9 protein-coding genes are annotated in these 6697 nt (G+C 46.1%); 3 read left to right on the top strand and 6 right to left on the bottom strand.

The genetic code is table 11. The annotated features are described in order from the left end of the window. A partial coding sequence (locus tag RMO55_RS08270; protein ID WP_310425699.1) for a DEAD/DEAH box helicase family protein occupies positions 1 to 658 on the bottom strand: 658 nt, incomplete at its 3' end. Positions 659 to 808: 150 nt separating this feature from the next. On the opposite strand from RMO55_RS08270, the gene RMO55_RS08265 reads away from it, so the two are divergent. Continuing rightward, positions 809 to 2236 (top strand): dihydroorotase, encoded by a 1428-nt coding sequence (locus RMO55_RS08265; RefSeq protein ID WP_310425697.1) that lies wholly within the window; start codon positions 809 to 811, stop codon positions 2234 to 2236. Between the two features lie 170 nt (positions 2237 to 2406). Here the strand turns inward: RMO55_RS08265 and RMO55_RS08260 are convergent, their stop codons facing one another. Together RMO55_RS08260 and RMO55_RS08255 are read right to left on the bottom strand one after the other, a co-directional pair. Beyond that, the gene (locus tag RMO55_RS08260) at positions 2407 to 2940 is read right to left on the bottom strand and encodes a hypothetical protein (protein WP_310425695.1); all 534 of its coding nucleotides are present in this window, start codon (positions 2938 to 2940) and stop codon (positions 2407 to 2409) included. Between the two features lie 294 nt (positions 2941 to 3234). Beyond that, the gene (locus RMO55_RS08255) at positions 3235 to 3438 is read right to left on the bottom strand and encodes a hypothetical protein (RefSeq protein ID WP_310425694.1); all 204 of its coding nucleotides are present in this window, start codon (positions 3436 to 3438) and stop codon (positions 3235 to 3237) included. Between the two features lie 191 nt (positions 3439 to 3629). Between RMO55_RS08255 and RMO55_RS08250 the strand changes: the two genes are divergently transcribed. Then, positions 3630 to 3866 (top strand): DUF1636 domain-containing protein, encoded by a 237-nt coding sequence (locus RMO55_RS08250; RefSeq protein ID WP_310425692.1) that lies wholly within the window; start codon positions 3630 to 3632, stop codon positions 3864 to 3866. Between the two features lie 175 nt (positions 3867 to 4041). Continuing rightward, the gene (locus RMO55_RS08245) at positions 4042 to 4167 is read left to right on the top strand and encodes a hypothetical protein (RefSeq protein WP_310425691.1); all 126 of its coding nucleotides are present in this window, start codon (positions 4042 to 4044) and stop codon (positions 4165 to 4167) included. Positions 4168 to 4172: 5 nt separating this feature from the next. Here the strand turns inward: RMO55_RS08245 and RMO55_RS08240 are convergent, their stop codons facing one another. The 3 genes from RMO55_RS08240 to rppA form a co-directional block, all read right to left on the bottom strand. After that, positions 4173 to 4439 (bottom strand): hypothetical protein, encoded by a 267-nt coding sequence (locus tag RMO55_RS08240; protein WP_310425689.1) that lies wholly within the window; start codon positions 4437 to 4439, stop codon positions 4173 to 4175. A gap of 215 nt (positions 4440 to 4654) precedes the next feature. After that, on the bottom strand, positions 4655 to 5620 hold the full coding sequence (locus RMO55_RS08235) for a metal ABC transporter solute-binding protein, Zn/Mn family (RefSeq protein WP_310425688.1): 966 nt from the start codon (positions 5618 to 5620) through the stop codon (positions 4655 to 4657). A gap of 252 nt (positions 5621 to 5872) precedes the next feature. Further along, positions 5873 to 6571, bottom strand: coding sequence for a two-component system response regulator RppA (gene rppA / locus RMO55_RS08230; protein WP_310425703.1), 699 nt, complete (start codon positions 6569 to 6571; stop codon positions 5873 to 5875). Between the last annotated feature and the right edge of the window lie 126 nt (positions 6572 to 6697).

Below are 6697 nucleotides of genomic sequence, written 5' to 3'. Positions count from 1 at the left end.
ACAAAATCCGTTTCTTCTCCTTCGATTTCCACAGCCTCCAAATAATCTGAAACGCGGTAAAAGTCTTCCCCGTACCCGTCGCCATCACCAATAGAATCCGGTTCTGACCTTTGGCGATCTCTTCGATGGTTTTGTCGATCGCCAGTAATTGATAATAGCGCGGAGTCTTATTACTCCCGTCACTATAATAATCCTGAGTAACTAACATTTGCTGCGGTGCAGATAAGCCCCGATGTACACACCACCATTCCCACAAAGTATCCGGCGACGGAAACTCATCTAAACCGATTTCTCGCTCAATTATGCCGTCGGTAGCAATCTTATTATGAAACAAAAAGCGATCGCCATTAGAGCTAAATACAAATGGTACTTGCAACATCTCCGCATAACCCAGACCCTGCTGCATCCCGTCGCCCACAGAATGATTATTATCCTTGGCTTCGATAATGGCGATCGGGAGATTAGGCTTGTAAAAAAGTACATAGTCAGCTCGTTTATTCTTCGCACGAGCGTGCAACTTCCCCCGCACCAAAATTCGCCCATCTGTCAGCGAAAATTCTTCCCGAATCTGCGTCAAAATATCCCAACCCGATCGCTCTAATGCTGGAGTAATGTATTTAGTGCAAATATCCCGCTCGGAGAGCTGCTGCTTATCCATGTTTCAAATTCTTGATTGTTTTTTTGTTCAAGCTGGTTAAGAGTCTTCCCCGCTTAGACTTGAGCGAAAGCATCACATCCAACTCTAACACTTCAACTTTGAGTTCTCACCGAAATTCCCTATGATAGAAGCAGTATTCCTCGCTTTAGCATGACTCCATCCCCTAACACCACATTATTAATCCGCAACGCCAGAGTTTTGCTTCCTGATGGCAGCTTTCAGTCCGCTGACGTGTGGGTGGAGGGAGGTGTGATTCGCGAGATTGGCCCAAACCTAGATCGATTCCGCAAAGCGGAGGCTTCTGCGCAGGCAGAGGCTACGCCAACGCCAACGGCTGATACCGTCATTGATGCTCATCAGCTCCCCCTGCTACCCGGCGTAATTGACCCCCAAGTACATTTCCGCGAACCAGGATTAGAGCATAAAGAAGACCTCACCACGGCCTCCCGCGCCTGTGCCCGTGGCGGCGTGACATCCTTCTTGGAAATGCCCAATACCAAGCCGCTGACGATTAATCAGGCTGCGCTCAACGACAAGTTGACCCGCGCTGCCCAAAAATCCTTTGTGAACTTTGGCTTTTTTATCGGTGCTACATCCGAAAACTTACCCGATCTCCAAACAGCGACACCCACCCCTGGCATCAAGATCTTCATGGGTTCGATGCATGGCGATTTGTTGGTGGATCAAGAAAGTTCTCTCGATCGGATTTTTGCCACAGGTACCCGCCTCATCGCCGTTCATGCCGAAGATCAAGCCCGAATTGCCGAACGGCGAAAGGAATTTGCAGGCAGTACCGATCCAGCCATTCATTCAGTGATTCAAGACAATCAGGCGGCACTCAACGCCACCCAGCTTGCCCTCAAACTGTCCAAAAAATATCAGCGACGGTTGCATATTTTGCACCTTTCCACCGCCGAAGAAGCCGAATTGCTGCGTCAGGATAAACCAGCCTGGGTGACAGCAGAAGTCACGCCGCAGCATCTACTGTTAAATACGGGCGACTATGAAAAACTGGGGACACTGATTAAGATGAACCCGCCGATTCGGAGTACCCATGACAATGAGGTGCTGTGGCAAGCTCTTCAGGATGGGGTCATTGATTTTATTGCCACCGATCATGCGCCCCATACTCTAGCCGAAAAAGGTCAGGCGAATACCACCAATCCAGCCGACGAGGAAGCATCTGCTACAACTGTCTTTCTGGAGCCTGCCCAAGTGCCATCGGGAATGCCTGGAGTAGAAACGTCTTTGCCGCTGATGCTGACTCAGGCAATGCAGGGGCGATGTACTGTCGCTCAAGTTTCCCACTGGATGTCTACGGCGGTGGCAAAGGCTTATGGCATTGTCGGCAAGGGATCGATCGCGCCTGGCTACGATGCTGACTTAATCCTCGTAGATTTAGATAATTACCATCCGGTATTGCGCGAAGAACTACAGACTAAGTGCGGCTGGAGTCCGTTTGAGGGCTGGAATTTGACGGGCTGGCCAGCGGTGACGATCGTCGGGGGGCAAGTGGTGTACGATCGAGGTGAATTTAATCAACAGGTGCGAGGTCGAGCTTTGATGTTTAACGCCTAGTGTTCGATCCGGTTTCGACGACGGAAATTAGGCTACCATTTATTACCCTCAGTCTTCCCGTCTCCACCCGCTTTTCCCACCGAACCCACCCCAATAATTCGGTGGGCAGGGTGGGTTCATACAAGAAAAGAAAAATGCTCAAACCTTAGTGCTTAGTCATTAAACACCCGCTAATAGCTAAAGTCCACGATCTCAAAAATACCTTTAGCTCTAGCAACTTCACCATAAGCTCCCTGAATTAATTCATCCCAGAATATGTTTAAACTAGCTGGATCTAGAACTTCTCCAGTCAATCCAAAGCGGGGCGAGGCAGTTAGCACAACATTTTTCTCGGTAACTTCACTGATGAGGGTTTGAGTCGCCCAATCGTGATATTCACTCTCGATTAATCCTTTGGGTCCGATCGCAATTCGTTGACAAGATTCGAGAGCTACAGGTAATTGCAGAGTGGCAAGATCTAGTTGCGGCGCAATCTCCACATATAGCGGTTGGATTTGGGCTAGCTGTGTCCAGGAGGCACCAGCCGAGATCGGTTTGACGTGGGGGCAAGTCGCTGTAATATAGGTCAGATCGATCGGGGTAGCATCTGCACCCAGACAGATATAAGCACTAGGTTCGGTGCTGGTAGTCAGTTGTTGGTGAATCCAGGTAGTTTTGCCAGAACCGCATGGCCCTGTCACGAGGTAGATGGGATGCCGATCCATGAACTGCAAAGATAAATGAAAACTTTACCAGTATATCACAAGCAGCGGGAATGATAATCATTCTTGTAAATTCATTTCGTCTTGATTGTGGACGAGTCGATGCTACTCTTTAATGTCGTGGATGACAGCTTATGATCAGATCCTCGTTATTATGAACTGCGTAACCGCGCTCGAATTTCTATACAGTGGAAATTCTCATTAGCTCGATATTCAGCTATAAAAAAACATCGATAGATCCAATCGAAAAAGCGATCGTGTTCATGGCGATCGCTAGTCTTCTAATCCAGATTTTAATTAATTATTCTCGGCGAACGTATCTTCACCTTCATCAAAATTTTCAGATGTTTGGGCGTTGAGCATCCGGTTTTGATAGCGGCGGTTGCGGCGGTTACCTTTGGCAGTAGTCGCGCGTTTACCTGCTCTTTTATCGCAAACGAGACTCTGGAGATCGGGAGCATCGCTAATATCGCTAAGAGTATCGTTGTAAGTCCGTTTCATTGCGGTGGCGATCGGTTGATAGTTAATTTACATAATCTAACTTAAAAATCCCCAGTTGACGAGTTAGCAGGGCTGATTCATTCTTTACCAGATTGAGGTTGTCAATCTGAAAAACAATTAATTTTGATCGGACGAAAGAGCGTCACCGAGGCGGTCGAATAAATGTTGATAATTGATAATCGATTAAATGTATGGGCGCGTGCAATCGCCCCTGTGTCGTTGCTTTTGCTGCTGCTGGTAAATCTACCTATCTATTTGGAGATCTAGATCGTACTTCTTTAGGTGAGGTATCTCAATCTATTTTAGAGTGTGCTAGTCTTTATCTCCGCCAGCAAGATGGCACGATGAAATGGTCGGAACGTCCCGAACGACTCAGAAAAGGTGTAATTGGAATTGTTCCTAGTATTGCAATGCCAGTCAGTATTTAAGCAAAACCTTTTCGTCATTGTGCTGTCTAGATTTAGATAGTGCTTAACGTGAGTTCGGATTAAGAGTATTTGTTTCGCTCATCAACCACCCGCGACTTGGATTATCCTTCATCAACAACGGAATATATCCTCATGAGTCAAGCGAATTTCGACCCCACCATCAACTCATGGAGAAATGATTACCCCTGCAAGCTACGAGCAAAGATTGCAGCTTGCCGCTGTCAGTCGATTTGGCTGTGGCTGTGCGAGTTGTATTAGCAGCATCCGCCAACTAGTTAAATCGGGCGAAATGGCAGTCTAATCTATCTAATTGAAAGTCACACCTACTTGCTGTGCCGCCACTCTACAACCATTGCAGTCACAACTAAAATTCTGATCGGCTAGTTGTTTCTGCCGTGCTAATAGTGCTTGGTGAGCAGTTTTTGGGTCGATAATTGGCATTGCTACTGGTTGGACTTTCCAGACTTTGAGTGTCTCCGGCTCCGGCTGCGACTGGGGTGAATTAGCTTGAGCGAGATAACTAGCTCCAACCACTCCAGCCACAGGTAGCCATAATAAGTTAAATAATTTCATTTTAGAATACCGTTTTATTTATCAATATTATAAAGTCGATCGATCCCCAACATCCGCCGCTCTCTCTATGTCAGACCAAACAACCTCCAACTGCGTGATAGCGAAGGGGTGACGCGACTGCTCGTAGCCCCCCCTCCACAACTTGAAATCTCAGCTAGAACGTAAGTGTAGTCCGCAGGGCACCAATTACCGCACAATTCCAAATCTTGTCTAGCTTATTTAGCTGTAAAAGGTGTGAACTTGCCACCTAATCCTTCAACGATTGACTTAGTATTAGAAATTAACATTTTCTGATAAGTTTCACCTGGGCTACTAGCCTCACCCAAGCCATCAGCATAGATTTCCTGCGCTGCTACTTTCACTTTTGCCTCTTGAGCGATGGCGGTAATCAGTTTGGGATTGAGCGTCAATTCTGCAAAAATAGTCGGCACTTGTGCTTTCTTAATTTTGCCGACCATTTCTTTAGCTATAGCTGCATTTGGCTTCTCATCTGTACTCAATCCTTCTAAAGCATCAACCGGAATCCCATAAGCTTTGGAGTAATATCCTAGTGCATCATGAGTGGTAAATAATGTTTTTTTAGCAGCAGGAATTGTATTAATTTGGGATGTGATCCAAGTATCTAGTTGTCCGAGTTCTGCTGTTAACTTTTGGGTATTTTGCTTGTAAATTGCTGCTTGGGCTGGAACTAATTTCTCTAAGTTAGTTCCAATTGTTTCCGCCATTTTGACCCCATTCTGGGCGTTGTGCCAAACATGGGGATCTGTGGTGCTTTTACCATCTTCTTCAAATGTCTGAGGCTGAGGTACCGCTACTTCATGCACAGCTACTTTTGGGGCTGGATTGGATGTCGCTTTAATTGCTTTAATCAGCTCTGGCTCGAAGTCATAGCCGCCATACAAGACTAATTTACCAGTTTCGATCGATTGTCTGGCTTCTGGTGTAAGTTTGTAAACATGAGCATCGCTACCAGCCGCTAAGATACACACTACATCAACGGTGTTGCCAGCGATCTGTTTAGTCAGATCGCACAATACAGTATTAGTCACAACTACTTTAGGGTTGCTACCTGTAGTTGCGGCTGGAGCTTCGCTGGCTGTTGGGCTGGGCATATCTCCAGGCTGTTGGCTATTCGGTGTTGTACATCCAGTTAACAGCCCAAATGTCAGTAGTGATGACACCAGCCAGTTGGAATGTAGTAAGTGTTTTAGGTTTGAGCGACGAGGGCTAATTTTCACAGTTGTAAGATTAAATTAGTAAGTTGTGGGCGGGTTCGCGATCTATGTGGCGTGTGCGGCTCAGAGTCTATCCAGCGAAGTTATAATAGAATGAGAATCATTATCGCTACAAACAAAATCATCTTAAAGGTTAGATCTTCTTCTGTCAAATCGATCTGTCAGCTAGTACGCAGTTAAATTCGTATAATTATCTCGTTATTTATGAACAGAGTTGAGCCGATAACCGAATCCGCGCACAGTTTCAATTACTTCCTCGCAGCCAAATTCGGCTAACTTCTTCCGCAATAGCCGAATTTGGGCGGCGACAACATTACTCGCCGACTCCGAATCGATTGCCCAGACGCGATTACGAATTTGGTCGTGGGTGAGGGTAAGATCTGGGTGCTGCATCAGGTATTCCAACAGTTGAAATTCTTTGGCTGTCAGACTGACAGATTGTTCATTTCCCGCTGGATTGGTGATGACGATTGCATTATTACCATAGTCTAGTCGCAGATTTCCCAATTGCAACCTGTCGGGTTGAAATGTGGGAACGCGGCGTTGGAGAGCGCGGAGTCTAGCGAGGAGTTCTGCCATCCCAAATGGTTTGACTAGATAGTCATCGGCTCCAGCGTCTAACCCCGTAATTTTATCTTCCATTCGATCTCTAGCAGTTAACATCAGAATTGGCAGAGTGTATTTTTCTGCCCGTAACCGTTGACAAATTTCGATGCCAGACATTTTGGGCAGCATCCAATCGATAATCGCCAACGAGTATGTCGAACGATTGTCAGTTAAATATTCCCAGCCAGTTTTACCATCTTGTATCCAATCGACTACATATTGATGATGAGCAAGGCTGGTTTGGATGAGGGCACCCAAATCTGGCTCGTCTTCAATCAGTAAAATTTTCATCTTGGTACTAATCATCCCTTAATTAGATGAAATCAATGTGAAATCTTGACTCGAACCATTTCATCTTAATTTCATCTCATCCCGCTAAGATCGTAGTAACGACAAAATTATTATTATTCTTGTAAG

The organism is Chamaesiphon sp. VAR_48_metabat_135_sub (assembly GCF_031418915.1).
Classification (GTDB): domain Bacteria; phylum Cyanobacteriota; class Cyanobacteriia; order Cyanobacteriales; family Chamaesiphonaceae; genus Chamaesiphon.
This window is presented reverse-complemented; position numbering and strand designations above follow the sequence as displayed.